General features: G+C 62.3%; 10 protein-coding genes. 3 read left to right on the top strand and 7 right to left on the bottom strand.

Annotated features, from left to right (window positions below; genetic code table 11):
* Window positions 1–39: 39 nt before the first annotated feature.
* The 5 genes from RI103_RS02535 to RI103_RS02515 all read right to left on the bottom strand — a co-directional run bounded on the left by RI103_RS02535 (window position 40) and on the right by RI103_RS02515 (window position 7,344).
* The gene (locus tag RI103_RS02535) at window positions 40–1,275 is read right to left on the bottom strand and encodes a ribonucleotide-diphosphate reductase subunit beta (RefSeq protein WP_310813870.1); all 1,236 of its coding nucleotides are present in this window, start codon (window positions 1,273–1,275) and stop codon (window positions 40–42) included.
* Between the two features lie 680 nt (window positions 1,276–1,955).
* Window positions 1,956–4,952: a ribonucleoside-diphosphate reductase subunit alpha gene (locus RI103_RS02530; protein WP_310813869.1), complete on the bottom strand. Its 2,997-nt coding sequence runs from the start codon at window positions 4,950–4,952 to the stop codon at window positions 1,956–1,958.
* Between the two features lie 542 nt (window positions 4,953–5,494).
* Window positions 5,495–6,091 carry a 1,6-anhydro-N-acetylmuramyl-L-alanine amidase AmpD gene (ampD, locus tag RI103_RS02525; RefSeq protein ID WP_310813868.1) on the bottom strand — a complete coding sequence of 199 codons (597 nt, stop codon included), beginning with the start codon at window positions 6,089–6,091 and terminating at the stop codon, window positions 5,495–5,497.
* On the bottom strand, window positions 6,088–6,417 hold the full coding sequence (locus RI103_RS02520) for a PP0621 family protein (protein ID WP_310813866.1): 330 nt from the start codon (window positions 6,415–6,417) through the stop codon (window positions 6,088–6,090). The genes ampD and RI103_RS02520 overlap by 4 nt, the downstream gene beginning before the upstream one ends.
* A gap of 9 nt (window positions 6,418–6,426) precedes the next feature.
* Window positions 6,427–7,344 (bottom strand): cytochrome c biogenesis protein CcsA, encoded by a 918-nt coding sequence (locus tag RI103_RS02515; protein ID WP_310813865.1) that lies wholly within the window; start codon window positions 7,342–7,344, stop codon window positions 6,427–6,429.
* A gap of 81 nt (window positions 7,345–7,425) precedes the next feature.
* On the opposite strand from RI103_RS02515, the gene ffh reads away from it, so the two are divergent.
* Together ffh and RI103_RS02505 are read left to right on the top strand one after the other, a co-directional pair.
* Window positions 7,426–8,793: a signal recognition particle protein gene (ffh, locus tag RI103_RS02510; protein WP_310813864.1), complete on the top strand. Its 1,368-nt coding sequence runs from the start codon at window positions 7,426–7,428 to the stop codon at window positions 8,791–8,793.
* Window positions 8,794–8,933: 140 nt separating this feature from the next.
* On the top strand, window positions 8,934–9,485 hold the full coding sequence (locus RI103_RS02505; RefSeq protein ID WP_042320806.1) for a hypoxanthine-guanine phosphoribosyltransferase: 552 nt from the start codon (window positions 8,934–8,936) through the stop codon (window positions 9,483–9,485).
* Window positions 9,486–9,594: 109 nt separating this feature from the next.
* On the opposite strand, the gene RI103_RS02500 is transcribed toward RI103_RS02505, so the two are convergent.
* Both RI103_RS02500 and RI103_RS02495 read right to left on the bottom strand, forming a co-directional pair.
* Window positions 9,595–10,194 carry a MarC family protein gene (locus tag RI103_RS02500; RefSeq protein WP_310813863.1) on the bottom strand — a complete coding sequence of 200 codons (600 nt, stop codon included), beginning with the start codon at window positions 10,192–10,194 and terminating at the stop codon, window positions 9,595–9,597.
* A gap of 12 nt (window positions 10,195–10,206) precedes the next feature.
* Entirely contained in the window at window positions 10,207–11,943 is a 1,737-nt protein-coding gene (locus tag RI103_RS02495; RefSeq protein WP_310813862.1) for a proline--tRNA ligase, read from the bottom strand.
* A gap of 315 nt (window positions 11,944–12,258) precedes the next feature.
* Here RI103_RS02495 and RI103_RS02490 point away from each other — a divergent pair, with 315 nt between their 5' ends.
* Window positions 12,259–13,008, top strand: a complete 750-nt coding sequence (locus RI103_RS02490) for an RNA pyrophosphohydrolase (RefSeq protein WP_310813861.1) — start codon at window positions 12,259–12,261, stop codon at window positions 13,006–13,008.
* The last annotated feature ends 63 nt before the right edge of the window (window positions 13,009–13,071 follow it).

Genomic DNA, 13,071 nt, shown 5'->3' with positions numbered 1-13,071 from the left:
CATCCCCATCGATGAATGCATCTGCAGCACGAACCCGGATCACTCCCAGGTCAGCGCGCCGCCAGTCTGATATTCGATCACTCGCGTCTCGAAGAAGTTGCGTTCCTTCTTCAGGTCGATCATCTCGCTCATCCACGGGAACGGGTTTTCCTCGTTCGGGTACAGCGGATCGAGACCGATCTGCTGGCAACGGCGGTTGCAGATGAAGCGCAGATAGCTCTTGAACATCGACGCGTTGAGGCCGAGCACTCCGCGCGGCATCGTGTCTTCTGCGTAACGATATTCAAGTTCGACCGCTTGCTGGAAGATCTCGCGGATTTCCGCGCGGAACTCAGCCGTCCAGAGTTGCGGGTTTTCGAGTTTGATCTGGTTGATCAGGTCGATGCCGAAGTTGCAGTGCATCGACTCGTCGCGCAGGATGTACTGGTACTGTTCCGCCGCGCCGGTCATCTTGTTCTGGCGACCCAGCGCCAGGATTTGGGTAAAGCCGACGTAGAAGAACAGCCCCTCCATCACACAGGCGAACACGATCAGCGAGCGCAGCAGCGTCTGGTCTGCCTCGAGCGTGCCGGTCTTGAAGGCCGGATCGGTCAGCACGTGGATGTACGGAATCAGGAATTCGTCTTTCGCGCGGATCGAGGAGACCTCGTGATACGCGTTGAAGATTTCGCCTTCGTCGAGGCCCAGGGACTCGACGATGTACTGGTAGGCGTGCGTGTGGATCGCCTCTTCGAACGCCTGGCGCAGCAGGAACTGGCGGCATTCGGGCGCCGTGATGTGGCGGTAGGTGCCCAGCACGATGTTGTTGGCGGCGAGGGAATCGGCCGTCACGAAGAAGCCCAGGTTGCGCTTGACGATGCGGCGCTCGTCTTCGGTCAGACCGTTCGGGTCTTTCCAGAGGGCGATGTCGCGCGACATGTTCACTTCTTGCGGCATCCAGTGGTTGGCGCAACCAGCCAGATACTTTTCCCAGGCCCACTTGTATTTGAACGGCACCAACTGATTGACGTCGGTCTGGCCGTTGATGATGCGCTTGTCGGCGACGTTGACCCGCGCTTCCGAAACGGCAGCCGTTTCAGCAGCAGCGTTGGTCACATGAGCGACGGGAGCGACAGCGATGTCGTTCGCGAAGACGTCTTGAGCCGAGGGAGCATGAGGAGCGGAACGCGTTCCGACTTGCGAACCGACAGCCGATCCCGCAGCGTTGCGCAACACATTCTGTTGCGTAGCGCTCGAGGGAGTTACGGCAGTGATCTCGTCATCCCAGTTGAGCATAAATGTCACCATCAATTTAGAACGGTTTGTACCATCTTTTCACGAGCGATAAAAGAGTCCGCTCACGAAAAATCCTGTTTTCGATTCGCGTTGCTACGTTCATACAACACTTTGTTCAACGGAGTGTGTGCGTCACCTCATGTGAGGCGTGTTGAACGTGTGTCGTCGAGGTGCTTCGCGAGCTCGAAGAGCAACGTGTCAAAGCGACATTTCGCTGCTCTATCTATCTGTATTGCGGAGCGTGCCTGTAGCGTCTTGCGACTGCTGACTGCTGCCTCGCGTTGCTCGTCGCGATGGCCCGCGCTTGCTTCGCGCTAGCCTCGCGAGTGTTTCGCGTTTGCTTCGCGTTTGCCTGTTCGTCAGTGCTGGCGAGGTGAAGTTCAATGCCATGTCGAGCGATGCATCGAGCCGACTGTGTTGATCGGCCCAACGATCGAAGCGTTTGCTGCGCGCACTGTGTCGCGCGCTTCGTCGGGTGCTGCCGATTGCTGACTGCTGACTGACCGCTTCAAGACTTCAGTGACCTGCCCTGCTTCGCTGCGTTGCGATGAGCGGCGCGCCTCGTACTTGACTTGCCGCGCTGCTCATCGGCTCCGCTTCCACTTCACTTGCATCAGCTTCGCTGCTCGCTGCATGCGGGTCACTACCTACGACCCGTCAGCAAGCAGCGATCCTGCTTCCTACTGGCAAGCTTCGCACTCGTCGAAGCCAGGGTCGCCCGGACGCATCATGCACACCGGACCATCCGCTTCCGGCGCTGCTTCAACCGCGACTGCCGGAGCTGCGGCCGCTGCCTGAATACCGCCCGAAGCCGCGCCGCCACTCACGCCGAAGCCGCCGGCCGCGCCACCTGCGGCACCGCCCGAACCTTCGCCGCCGCCCGAGCTCACCGCGTTCAGTGCGCCGTGCGCCACCGTCGACTTCTCGACGTGGGTCGCCGCCATCGTGCGGAGGTAGTAGGTCGTCTTCAGACCGCGCACCCAGGCGAGCTTGTAGATCTCGTCGAGCTTTTTACCCGACGCGCCGCCCATGTAAATGTTCAGCGACTGCGCCTGGTCGATCCACTTCTGACGACGCGATGCCGCTTCGACCAGCCACTTCGGATCGACTTCGAACGCGGTGGCGTAGATCGCGCGCAGGTCGGCCGGAATGCGGTCGATGCGCGAGAGCGTGCCGTCGAAGTACTTCAGGTCGGCGACCATCACTTCGTCCCACAGGCCGCGTGCCTTCAGGTCGCGCACCAGGTAGTCGTTGACCACCGTGAATTCGCCCGACAGATTCGACTTCACATACAGGTTCTGGAAGGTCGGTTCGATGCAAGCCGACACGCCGATGATGTTCGAGATCGTCGCCGTCGGCGCGATCGCGACGCAGTTCGAGTTGCGCATGCCGTAGGTGGCGATGCGCGAACGCAATTCGGTCCAGTCCATCGACTCGCTCGAATCGACTTCGACGTAGCCGCCGCGCGCGTCGGCCAGCAGCTTCACCGAGTCTTGCGGGAGGATGCCGCGATCCCACAGCGAGCCGCGGTAGCTCGAGTAACGGCCGCGCTCCTGCGCCAGTTCCGTCGACGCGTAGTAAGCGTAGTAGCAAACCGCTTCCATCGACGTATCGGCGAACTTGACCGCTTCTTCCGACGCGTACGGCGTGCGCAGCAGGTGCAGGCAGTCCTGGAAGCCCATGATGCCCATGCCGACCGGACGGTGCTTCAGGTTCGAGTTACGCGCCTTGGCGACCGCGTAGTAGTTAATGTCGATCACGTTGTCGAGCATGCGCATGGCCACGCTGACGGTGCGCTTGAGCTTGTCGTGGTCGAGCACGAGCGTGCCGTCGGCCTGTTCCTTCAGGTGAGCGACGAGGTTCACCGAGCCCAGGTTGCAGACGGCGATTTCAGCGTCGCTGGTGTTCAGCGTGATTTCCGTGCACAGGTTCGACGAGTGGACGACGCCGACGTGCTGTTGCGGCGAGCGCACATTGCACGGATCCTTGAACGTGATCCACGGGTGGCCGGTCTCGAACAGCATGCCCAGCATCTTGCGCCACAGTTGCGCCGCCGGAATCTTCTTGAACAGCTTGATCTCGCCGCGCGCGACCTTGTCTTCGTAAGCCGTGTAAGCCGTTTCGAACTCGGCGCCGAACAGGTCGTGCAGGTCCGGGCAGGTGGACGGCGAGAACAGCGTCCAGTCACCGCCTTCCATCACGCGCTTCATGAACAGATCGGGAATCCAGTTCGCCGTGTTCATGTCGTGCGTGCGGCGGCGGTCGTCGCCGGTGTTCTTGCGCAGTTCGAGGAATTCCTCGATGTCCAGGTGCCACGATTCCAGATACGCGCACACCGCGCCCTTGCGCTTGCCGCCCTGGTTCACGGCGACCGCCGTGTCGTTGACGACTTTCAGGAACGGCACGACGCCTTGCGACTTGCCGTTGGTGCCCTTGATGTGCGAACCGAGCGCGCGCACGCGCGTCCAGTCATTGCCCAGACCGCCGGCGAACTTCGACAGCAGTGCGTTTTCCTTCAGCGCTTCGTAGATGCCGTCGAGGTCGTCATCGACCGTGGTCAGGTAGCACGACGACAGTTGCGAGCGGCGCGTGCCCGAGTTGAACAGCGTCGGCGTGGACGACATGAAGTCGAAACTCGACAGCACGTTGTAAAACTCGATCGCGCGCGCTTCACGGTCGATCTCGTTCAGCGACAGACCCATTGCGACACGCATAAAGAATGCCTGCGGCATTTCGATGCGCACGCCGTCGTGATGCAGGAAGTAGCGGTCGTAAAGAGTCTGCAGACCGAGGTAGCCGAATTGCAAGTCGCGGTTGTTGTCGAGCGCGGCGCCGAGGCGCTTCAGGTCGAACTGCAGCAGCTTGTCGTCGAGCAGCTCGGCTTGCACGCCGCGCTTGATGAACTGCGGGAAGTACTCGGCGTAACGCTCGCCCATTTCCGTTTGCGTGACTTCCTCTTCGAGGATCTCGCGGCGGATCGTGTGCAGCAGGATGCGCGCGGTGACCTGGCTGTACGCCGGGTCCTTTTCGATCATCGTGCGGGCAGCCAGGATCGCCGAGTCGTAGACCTGGCTCATCGGCACGCCGTCGTACAGATTCTTGACCGTCTCCGCGATGATCGGATCGGCGCTCACGGCGTCGCCCAGATTCGCGCAAGCCAGTTCGATGATGCCGCGCAGCGCGGCCATGTCCAGCGGACGCGTGACGCCGTTGTCGGTCACGTTCAGACCCGGCGTGTTCGCCACGATCTGATCGTCATGACCGCGAGCCTGTGTGCGCTTCTCGCGATACAGCACGTAAGCACGCGCGACGTTGTGCTCGCCGCCGCGCATCAGCGCGAGTTCGACCTGATCCTGAATGTCTTCGATATGGAACGTGCCGCCGTTCGGACGGCTGCGCACGAGTGCGCGCACCACGTTCTGCGTGAGCTGCTCGACCAGTTCGCGCACCCGCGCCGACGCGGCGCCTTGACCACCGTTGACGGCCAGAAATGCCTTCGTCACGGCGATGGCGATTTTCGACGGCTCGAACGACACGACGCTGCCGTTACGGCGGATCACCTTGTAGTCGGCGAAGGTCGCTTGCGGCGCGAGCGCTTGTGCGCCTTGTGCCTGGCCGAAGGCCTGGCCAGTCGGTGAGCCCTCGTACCGGGTCGTCACGTTGTCGGTGGTTTGCATGTGCAAAGCTCCTGGTCCTGGAAATGTTGCGGGAAGATCCGCGGATTAAAACGAACGCTGCGCCGCCGCGTGCGCGAGCGATGAGGTGCAGAAAAAGGACCGGCTGAGCCGGTTGGCGGGATGCGAATGCGATGAAGCCTGGTTCGAATTGATAACGGTCTTCATCATGTGTGTCGCGATCACTTGCTAAGCCCCTTTCCTGAATGCTTCTGGATGCCGCCGGTGGTCTCTCCGGCCACGCCACAGGAATATTTTTTTCGCTGCCTGAAATGCTTGCGGCGCCATGCTCGGAGAGCGGACGCCGCTGACTTATTCACCCAGTTGTGCACCTGGTTATTCACATGGTTATGCACAGCACAACACAAGATATAGTGCGAAACTGGATTTGTGGCACCAAGTATAGTGGAGAATCGAGACAGGTCAAATCGTTTTATTTGCTTTCGAAGTCTTGACTTTTGCTTAGCGCGGCGCGAAGCCGACTCCCCGGAGAACAAGGCGGCGCCTTGCTCTCCTCGCATCACGCGAAGTCGCGCGAAGGGCCGTTACGGCGTTTTGGAAAACTTGAGATAGGGGAAATACTGAGCGGCGAGCGAGGTGTCGCGCTGCAGACGCGACCACTCGAACTGCGGCCCTGGATCGGTCTTGCGACCGGGGGCGATGTCCGAATGTCCGGCGAGCGCCGCGACCGGATAGCGGGCCTTGAGCGCGCTCACCAGGGCACCGAGCGTACTGTATTGAGCTGCTTCGAAAGGCGTGGTGTCGCTGCCCTCCAGCTCGATGCCGATCGAGAAATCATTACAGCGCTCGCGGCCGAAGAAATTCGACGGGCCGGCATGCCACGCGCGCTCGTTGCACGACACGAATTGTTCGAGCGCGCCGTCGCGATGGATCACGAAATGCGCCGACACCCGCACACCGCGCAGGTGCGAATCGTAGTACGGGTGAGCGTCGCAATCGAGCGTGTTGAGGAACAGTTCGGCGATCGCGGTGCCGCCGAATTCGTTGGGCGGCAGGCTGATGTTGTGAACCACGATCAGCGTGGGCACGGCCCCGTCGGGCCGCGCTTCGAAATTCGGCGATGGCAGTTTGCGTGCGGCGGCGACCCAACCGTCGGCATCGACGGTGAACTCGACGCTCATCGGGCGTCGCGGCCCGCGGGTCGCGCGCCGTGACGCTGCGCGTGGGCGGCGCTGCAGAACGGCTGCCCCGCCACCACCACGGAATCGCTCTTCGGCGCGTGCACGCCGCACTCGACGCAACGGATCATCGGCTCGGCGAGTTGCGCCGGCGCGGAAGCGGACGCGCGCGCGCCGCCGTTCGAACCATTCGCGCCATTCGCACCTTTGGCACCCGCGGCGCCATTGGCGCCGGTGCGTTGGGACGCCTGCGCGTCATGACGACGCAGCGCCTTCACCAGCCACTGGCCGACGATGAACAACACGATCAACAGAAATATTTGTCGCATGGGACACGCTCACACTACAGCACGGTGCAACAGCACCTCGAAAACAAAACGGCTGCCGACGTACGCCAGCAACAGCGCGACGAACGACGCCAGCACCCAGCGCAATGCCGCACGGCCGCGCCAACCGGAAACCTTGCGCGCGGTCAGCAGCGCGCCGAACATCACCCACGAAAGAATCGCGAACACGGTCTTGTGATCGAGCCGCAACGCGCGGTCGACCAGTTGCTCGCTGAACACGATGCCCGACACCAGGGTCAGCGTCAGCAAGACGAAACCCGCGCCGATCAAACGGAACAACAGCTTCTCAAGCGTCAGCAGCGGCGGCAGCGTATCGAGCCAGCTCGACAGCCAGCCGTTGCCCGCCGCGGCCGCGTGCCGCTGCGCCATGCCGCCGCGCATGGCATGCAAACGCCGCTCGACCAGCAGCATCAGAACGGCGTGCAGCGCGGCGATTGCGAACAGACCATAGGCGACGTTGGCGATCAGGAAGTGCAGCTTGAACATCGGCGCGGCTGAATACGGCAGCACGCGCACGCCGTTGAACGCCAGCGGCAACAAGGAGGCGACGCAGGCAAGCGGCAGGACCAGCAGGCGCAGGCCGTCGAGCGGAAAGAAAAAGCTCTCGATCCAGTAGATGCCGGCGCCGAGCCAGAACATGGCTGACAGCGCAAAAGCGAAACCGAACACCATGGCGTTCTGCGGGAAGATGGTGGTATGCAGCAGCACGCCGTGAGCGAGCAGCGCCACGAACAGCAGCGCGCGACCCGAGGTGCCCATGCCCGCAGCGGCCGACACGCCCGCGGCGGCAGGCACCGGCGGCACGCTTTCGAGCATGGGGCGCAACGCGGCGTGCCGGTGCGAGCGCCAGCCGGCCACGGCTAAACCGCCGTAGAGGAGCGCAGTGAGGGCATACAGTACAATATCCATATTCGAAGTTTACACTAGGCCCCTGATGCGCGACGTCTTCTACTTCGTGCGCTGCCCGGGCCGCACTGTTCATCGCTCCCCATGCTCGACAATCTGACTCAACGGATGGCGCGCGTCGTCAAGACGCTGCGCGGCGAAGCCCGGCTCACCGAGGCGAACACCCAGGAAATGCTGCGCGAGGTGCGCCTGGCTCTCCTCGAGGCCGACGTGGCACTGCCCGTCGTGCGCGAGTTCATCGCCAAGGTGAAGGAAAAAGCGCTCGGCGAGGAAGTCATCAGTAGCCTCTCGCCAGGTCAGGCGCTGGTCGGCGTGGTGCAGCGCGAGCTGACCGCGATCATCGGCGGCGACTACGAAGGCAAGGCGGTCGAACTCAACCTCGCCGTCACGCCGCCGGCCGTGATCCTGATGGCGGGTCTGCAGGGCGCGGGTAAGACGACCACCGTCGGTAAGCTCGCCAAGCTGTTGCGCGAGAAGTATAAGAAAAAAGTGCTGACCGTGTCGTGCGACGTTTACCGCCCTGCTGCTATCGCGCAGTTGAAGACGGTGACCGAGCAGGTCGGCGCGGATTTCTTCCCGTCGGAACCGGATCAGAAACCGGTCGACATCGCGCGCGCCGCCGTGGATTGGGCCAAGCGTCACTATCACGACGTGCTGCTGGTCGACACGGCCGGCCGTCTCGGTATCGACGAAGCGATGATGCAGGAAATCACCGCGCTGCACAGCACGCTGAAGCCGGCGGAAACGCTGTTCGTGGTCGACGCGATGCTCGGCCAGGACGCGGTGAATACCGCCAAGGCCTTTAGCGACGCGCTGCCGCTCACCGGCGTGGTCCTCACCAAGCTCGACGGCGACTCGCGTGGTGGCGCGGCGCTCTCCGTGCGCCATGTCACGGGCAAGCCGATCAAGTTCGTCGGCGTCGCGGAAAAGCTCGACGGCCTCGAAGTCTTCTACCCGGATCGCATGGCGAACCGGATTCTCGGCATGGGCGACATTCTCGCCCTTGTCGAAGAAGCGCAACGCGGCGTGGACGTGCAAGCCGCGCAGAAGCTTGCCGACAAGGTCAAGAAGGGCGGCGACTTCGATCTGAACGATTTCCGCGCACAGTTGACGCAAATGAAGGGCATGGGCGGCCTGTCGTCGCTGATGGACAAGCTGCCCGCGCAATTCCAGCAGGCCGCCGCCGGTGCCAACATGGACCAGGCGGAAAAGCAGATGCGCCGCATGGAAGGCATCATCAATTCCATGACGCCGCTGGAACGCGCCAAGCCCGATCTCATCAAGGCCACGCGCAAGCGCCGCATCGCTGCCGGCGCGGGTGTGCAGGTGCAGGAAGTCAACCGCATGCTGAATCAGTACGATCAGATGCGCACCATGATGAAAAAGCTCAAGGGCGGCAATCTGCAAAAGATGATGCGCGGCATGAAGGGCATGTTGCCCGGCATGCGCTAAGCTTTAGCAAGACGGCGGCGCGCGTTCCGCGCATGGACCAGGGAACGCGCGGCTGACTCGGGATTCGTGCGGGTTTATTCTGTACCGCGCGCCGCCGATCTCACCCACACTATGTATACAGTCACCGCCCGTCAGACGTCATGAACCGCGAAGAAGCTCTCCACATATTTAGCCACTCCGAAGAAATCGTTTCGGCCAGCGACGTCAACGCGTCGATCAGCGGCATGGCGGCCGCCATCCGCGACGAGATGAGTGAGGACTTCCCGCTCGTGCTGTCGGTCATGGGCGGCGCCGCGGTGTTCACCGGCATGCTGTTGCCGCACCTCGATTTCCCGCTCGAATTCGACTACATCCATCTGACTCGCTACCGCAACACCACCAAGGGCGGCAACGAGATGCAATGGCGCGTGGCGCCGGCGGAGTCAGTGAAGGATCGTGTCGTGCTGGTGCTCGACGATATCCTCGACGAAGGCGAGACGATGGCCGCGATCCGCGACCGAATCCTCGCGATGGGCGCGAAGCGCTTCCTGAGCGCGGTGCTGTGCGAGAAGATCATTCCGAAGGCCAAGCCGCTGCGACCGGATTATTGCGGGTTCGAAGTGCCGGACCGCTATGTGTTCGGCTGCGGCATGGACGCGAAGGGTTATTGGCGCAACCTGCCCACCATTCGCGCGTTGACCGAAGGGGCTTGATGAGTCTTTGAGGCAGCCGCCGGCGGGCGGTGAATCGACATGGAAAAAGCGGCCCACGGGCCGCTTTCTTTTTGGCTTCACGGGGCTCGACGTCCCGCCGGCTCCGGCATCACAGTTGATGCACGAAGGACCGGATACCGCCGAGCATCATCTCGACCGAGATCGCCACCAGCACGAGACCCATCAGCCGTTCGAAGGCCATCATGGCGCGCTCGCCGAGCCACGCCTGAATGCGCTCCGCCAGCATCAGCACGATCGCGCAGACGATCATCGTGACGGTCAGCGCACCGATCCACTCGAGCATCTTGCCGGGTGCCTGCGACGTCAACAGCATCACAGTTGCCAGCGCCGACGGACCCGCCAGCGCCGGAATGGCGAGCGGCACGATCAGCGGCTCGCCGCCGCGCGAGTCGCCGCCGAGCGGACCGTCCGGATGTGGAAACACCATTCTGAGCGCGATGAGGAACAGCACGATCCCGCCGCCGATGCGCAACGACTGGTCGGTCAGGCTCATCATGCGCAGAAAGCCGTCGCCGACCACCATGAAGGTCAGCAGGATCAGGAAGGCGATCGCTACCTCGCGGAGGATGACGATCGTGCGCCGCTTCGGCGACACACCGCGCAGACAACTGACGAAGAGCGGAATGTTGCCGAGCGGATCGGTGATAAGAATCAGCAGGACGGTCGCAGACAAGAAGGTGTACTCCACCGTCCGCTCCGCTTAGCGCGCCAACGCTGCGCGAACTTTCCCGATCACTGTTTGCGCGGCGTCTTCGACCGGCAGCAGCGTGGCCTCGGCGTCGCGGCGGCCCTGATATTCGAGCTTGCCTTCCTTGAGGCCACGGTCGCCGATCACGAGGCGATGCGGCACGCCGATCAGCTCCCAGTCGGCGAACATCACGCCCGGGCGTTCGCCACGGTCGTCGAGGATCACGTCGATGCCTGCTTCGACTAGTGCCGCGTACAGCTTGTCGGCCTCTTCGCGCACGGCTTCGCTGCGGTCATAGCCCATCGGGCAGAGCACGACTTCGAACGGCGCGATCGATTCCGGCCAGATGATGCCCTTGTCGTCGAAATTCTGTTCGATCGCGGCACCCAGGATACGCGTGACGCCGATACCGTAGCAGCCCATTTCCATCGGCCGCGGCTTGCCGGTTTCGTCGAGGCAGGTCGCATTCATCGCTTCGGAATACTTGGTGCCGAGTTGGAACACGTGGCCCACTTCGATACCACGGCAGATGTCGATCACGCCCTTGCCGTCCGGCGACGGGTCGCCCTTCTTCACGTTGCGAATGTCGGCGACGACCGGTTCCGGCAGATCGCGGCCCCAGTTCACACCGGTGGTGTGGTAGTCCACCTCGTTCGAGCCGACCACGAAGTCGCTCATGTTCGCGACCGTGCGATCCGCGACGACCTTGATCGGCTTCTTCGTGTTGATCGGGCCGAGATAGCCCGGCGGCGTACCAAACGTCTCGATGATTTCCGCTTCCGTCGCCATGCGGAAGTCGGCCAAGCCCGGCAGCTTGCTCGCCTTGATCTCGTTCAGATCGTGGTCGCCGCGCAGCATCAGCAGCCAGATGGTCGGCTCGGCGCCTTCATTTTCGGTGGCGAGGACGATCGACTTGATTGTGCGTTCGAGCGGGATGTTCAGCAGTTCGGCCACCGCTTCGCACTTCGCCTTGCCCGGCGTGGCGGTCTTCTTCATCTCTTCGGCGGGCGCCGCGCGTTGCGCGTAGAGCGGCAGCGCTTCAGCCGCTTCGACGTTCGCCGCGAACTCGGAGGTCGGGCAATAGGCGATCGCGTCTTCGCCCGTCTCGGCGATCACGTGGAATTCGTGCGAGCCGCTGCCGCCGATCGAACCGTTGTCCGCCGCCACCGCGCGGAAGTCCAGACCGAGGCGCGTGAAGATGCGCACGTACGCGTCGTACATCTTGCGATACGACTCGCGCAGACCTTCCACGTCCTTGTCGAACGAGTACGCGTCTTTCATGATGAACTCGCGGCCGCGCATCACGCCGAAACGCGGACGGATCTCGTCGCGGAACTTGGTCTGGATCTGGTAGAAGTTCACCGGCAACTGGCGGTAGCTCTTGATCTGATTGCGCGCAATATCAGTGACCACTTCTTCGTGGGTCGGTCCGATCACGAAATCGGACTGTTTACGGTCCTTGAAGCGCAGCAGCTCAGGGCCGTACTTCTCCCAGCGGCCCGATTCCTGCCACAACTCGGCCGGTTGCACGGCCGGCATCAACAACTCGATCGCGCCCGCCCGGTTCATTTCTTCGCGCACGATGGCTTCCACCTTGCGGATCGAACGCAGGCCGACCGGCAGGTAGTTATAGATACCGCCGGCGACGCGCCGGATCATGCCGGCGCGCACCATGAGCTTGTGGCTGACGATCTCGGCGTCGGCAGGCGCTTCTTTGAGGGTACCGATAAAGAAACGGGAAGCTTTCATTCAGATTATCCAAAAGCGGCGGCTCCGGAGGGACCGCCCGAAAGGTGAAAACGGTGGGGAAATCGACACAGATCCGGCTCTGAGCCGGCGCGGCTCACCTGAAAATGACAATGACGCCAGCACAACGCAGCCCGACCGCGGCGCCGAAGCCGCCGCGCAAAGCCTTTGCACAAGGGATAAGGCACGGAAAGACTGACAGGCTACCGCAAACGCGGGCCTTTGGCGGCGAATCGTTCCAATCTGGTGCGAATCGGTGCGTCAGGCCCGTTATCTGTTTATAATCAAAGCAATTTTAAAGGATTCGAAGGTGGTTGTATGCTGGATCGTGAAGGCTTTCGCCCGAACGTCGGCATCATCCTCTTGAACGCGCACAACGAGGTGTTTTGGGGCAAACGGCTCCGTGAACATTCCTGGCAGTTTCCGCAAGGGGGCATCAAGTACGGAGAGACCCCTGTGCAAGCGATGTATCGGGAGTTACACGAAGAAACCGGGCTGCTTCCTGAGCACGTCAAGGTGATTGGTCGCACGCGCGACTGGTTGCGTTACGAGGTGCCTGACAAGTTCATCAAGCGCGAAGTACGCGGTCATTACCGCGGCCAGAAACAAATCTGGTTTTTGCTCCGGATGGTTGGACGCGACTGCGACATCTGCTTGCGCGCCACCGACCACCCTGAGTTCGATGCGTGGCGCTGGAACGAGTACTGGGTGCCGCTCGACTGTGTGATCGAGTTCAAGCGGGATGTATATCAGTTGGCGCTGACGGAGCTATCCCGTTTCATGCGCCGGGCTGCGCCGCGTGCGGAAAAACCTGGCGGGCACCATGGGCCGCGTTATCCCCGGATAGCGTCGTCAATGGAAAGTCCGCCGGATTCCACGGTAATGACGGTGACCACCGTAACCTCGGTGACATCTGTCAGCATCGAAACATCGGTTCACGCAACGATCGCGTCCGATTGCGGTCCGCGCTCCGGTTCAACGGCCGAGGTAGGCGCCGCGCCGGAACACGAAGACGAATCGGCAGGCGAAACGGCCGGCTCGCTGTTCCGCCCGGGCGTGCGCAATTAACAACTCTGTGCGGCTGTCCACGCCGCCTCTCTCTGGCGCGGCTCGGCGAGTCGCGCCAGTGTT

Source organism: Paraburkholderia sp. FT54, assembly GCF_031585635.1.
In the GTDB taxonomy this organism is placed as follows: Bacteria; Pseudomonadota; Gammaproteobacteria; order Burkholderiales; family Burkholderiaceae; genus Paraburkholderia.
This window is presented reverse-complemented; position numbering and strand designations above follow the sequence as displayed.

What these genes read in the sequence shown, in the direction of transcription:
- RI103_RS02535 (WP_310813870.1), bottom strand. Translation starts at nt 1,275, where the DNA reads ATGCTCAACTGGGATGACGAGATCACTGCCGTAACTCCCTCGAGCGCT.
- RI103_RS02530 (WP_310813869.1), bottom strand. Translation starts at nt 4,952, where the DNA reads ATGCAAACCACCGACAACGTGACGACCCGGTACGAGGGCTCACCGACT.
- ampD (WP_310813868.1), bottom strand. Translation starts at nt 6,091, where the DNA reads ATGAGCGTCGAGTTCACCGTCGATGCCGACGGTTGGGTCGCCGCCGCA.
- RI103_RS02520 (WP_310813866.1), bottom strand. Translation starts at nt 6,417, where the DNA reads ATGCGACAAATATTTCTGTTGATCGTGTTGTTCATCGTCGGCCAGTGG.
- RI103_RS02515 (WP_310813865.1), bottom strand. Translation starts at nt 7,344, where the DNA reads ATGGATATTGTACTGTATGCCCTCACTGCGCTCCTCTACGGCGGTTTA.
- ffh (WP_310813864.1), top strand. Translation starts at nt 7,426, where the DNA reads ATGCTCGACAATCTGACTCAACGGATGGCGCGCGTCGTCAAGACGCTG.
- RI103_RS02505 (WP_042320806.1), top strand. Translation starts at nt 8,934, where the DNA reads ATGAACCGCGAAGAAGCTCTCCACATATTTAGCCACTCCGAAGAAATC.
- RI103_RS02495 (WP_310813862.1), bottom strand. Translation starts at nt 11,943, where the DNA reads ATGAAAGCTTCCCGTTTCTTTATCGGTACCCTCAAAGAAGCGCCTGCC.
- RI103_RS02490 (WP_310813861.1), top strand. Translation starts at nt 12,259, where the DNA reads ATGCTGGATCGTGAAGGCTTTCGCCCGAACGTCGGCATCATCCTCTTG.